Source organism: Microbacterium sp. Leaf351 (assembly GCF_001423825.1).
GTDB lineage: Bacteria > Actinomycetota > Actinomycetes > Actinomycetales > Microbacteriaceae > Microbacterium > Microbacterium ginsengisoli.
This window is the reverse complement of sequence record NZ_LMPK01000015.1, coordinates 41,253-43,551: the sequence shown is the minus strand read 5'-3', so window position 1 is coordinate 43,551 and position 2,299 is coordinate 41,253. Positions and strand designations below refer to the sequence as shown.

1 protein-coding gene is annotated in these 2,299 nt (G+C 67.9%); it reads left to right on the top strand.

The annotated features are described in order from the left end of the window. A partial coding sequence (locus ASG00_RS17275; RefSeq protein WP_235559258.1) for a M1 family aminopeptidase occupies positions 1 to 2,299 on the top strand: 2,299 nt, incomplete at both ends.

The window sequence follows — 2,299 nt, the reverse complement described above, 5'->3', positions numbered from 1 at the left end:
GAGCGTCGGCTATGCACTGGAGACGCAGGACCGTCCGTTCTTCGATGGCAGCATCAGCGCACCCACTCTGATCCACGAGCTCGTCCACCAGTGGCTCGGTAACGAGGTCGCACCGGCCGATTGGTCGCACATCTGGCTGAACGAGGGTGCTGCCGAGTTCTTCACGACCTATTACCAGTACGCGACCAGCACGGCAGTGAACCCGACGACCCCCGAGAACGACAGCTACTCGTCCTGGAACTCGGCGACCTCGTCGCGCTGGACCGTGCCGACGGTGGGCTTCACGGACCCCTCGGAGCTCTACGACTGGCAGGTCTACAACCGCGGCAAGTACACCCTCGGTGCGCTGATGACGGCGATCGGTCGTCAGGCGTTTGACCAGCTGTACGCGGAATGGACCGCTCGTCACGCCGGCGGGTCGGCGACGACCGCCGACTTCATCGCGCTCGCCGAGGAGGTGTCGGGACGTGACCTCGGCGCGTTCTTCCAGGACTGGCTCTACGACACCGACAAGCCGGCGTGGCCGCCGGTATGGTCGGCGAATGCGTCGCTCGTCGTTCCCGACGGCACCACCTATGCCGCCGGAGACCCGCTCACGCTGAAGCTGGCGGTGCAGAGCACCGGTCGGGTGACGCTCACAGGTGGAAAGGTCGTCGTCGACGGCTCGACTCTCCTGCCCGAGATCACCCTGCCGACGCCGCTTCCCGCCGGACTGTCGATCGAGGGAACCGACCTCGTCTGGTCGGTGCCCGACACCCCCACCGGTTCGTCGGCTTCGCTGGATATCCCGTTCACCATCGCCGCCGATTCCTCCGGTGCGCCCGTGGAGTTCTCCATCAGCGCTCCGGGGCTCGGCTCCACGGTGACGTCGGGCGTGTTCTCCTTCACGACCGCGGGACCGGTGAAGCTCACCCTGCTGAACATCAACGACTTCCACGGCCGCATCGACGCCAACACGGTGAAGTTCGCCGGAACCATCGAGACCCTCCGCGAGGCGGGCCGCGACGACCACACGCTCCTCCTGTCGGACGGCGACAACATCGGGGCATCCTTGTTCGCCTCGTCGTACTTCAACGACGAGCCCACGATCGACGTGCTCAATGCGCTCGACCTGGCCGCCTCGGCGGCAGGCAACCACGAGTTCGACAAGGGGTACAGCGACCTCGTCGGCCGGGTGTCGGACAGCGCCGACTTCTCCTATCTGGGGGCGAACGTATACCTGAAGGGAACGACGACACCCGCACTTCCGGAGTACGCGGTGATCGATGTCGCCGGACTCAAGGTCGCGGTGATCGGAGCGATCACGCAGGAGACACCCGCGCTCGTCGCGCCGGGCGGGATCAGCTCCCTCGACTTCGGTGACCCGGTCGCGGCGGTGAACCGCGTCGCCGAGTCCCTCGAGGGCACGGTGGACGTGATCATCGCCGAGTACCACGAGGGCGCCTCCGCGGGCACTCCCGACAACGCCACCATCGAGCAGGAGGTCGCCGCCGGCGGCGCGTTCTCGCGCATCGTCACGGACACGTCGGCATCCGTCGACGCGATCTTCACCGGTCACACGCACAAGCTGTACGACTGGGATGCCCCGGTGCCCGGCACCGATCGGACCCGACCCGTCATCCAGACCGGGAGCTACGGCGAGAATATCGGCAAGGTCGTCATGGAGATCGACCGCACCACCGGTGCAGTGACCGTGGCCCAATCGGGCAACGTCGCGCGGCTGGCGTCGCAGGTGTTCCCGAACGACGCGGCGGCCACCGCTGCGGCCAGCAAGGCGCTCGACGACCAGCTCATCGCACGGTTCCCGCGTGTGGCCGAGGTCGCGACCATCGTCGACGAGACGCTCGCTCAGGCGCGCGTCGTCGGTGAGCAGCCCGTGGGATCGGTGACCGCGGATATCACGACCGCGTTCGCGGGCGGGTCCTATGCGGAGTCCGGCTACGCCGGCGGCAGCCGTGACAACCGCGCCGCTCAGTCCACCCTCGGCAACCTGGTGGCGGACGCGCTGGTGTCGACGCTCGCCGACCCGGACCGCGGTGGCGCCGAGATCGGCGTCGTCAATCCCGGCGGCCTGCGCGCCGAGCTCTACGAGGGCACGGACGGTGTGATCACCTACGCCGAGGCGAACGCGGTGCTGCCGTTCGTGAACAACCTCTGGACGACCACGCTCACCGGCGCACAGTTCACCGCGGCCCTCGAGCAGCAGTGGCAGCCGGAGGGCAGCAGCCGCCCGTACCTCGCCCTGGGGCTCTCGTCGAACGTCAGCTACACGTTCGATGCGACCAAGCCGCGAGGTGAG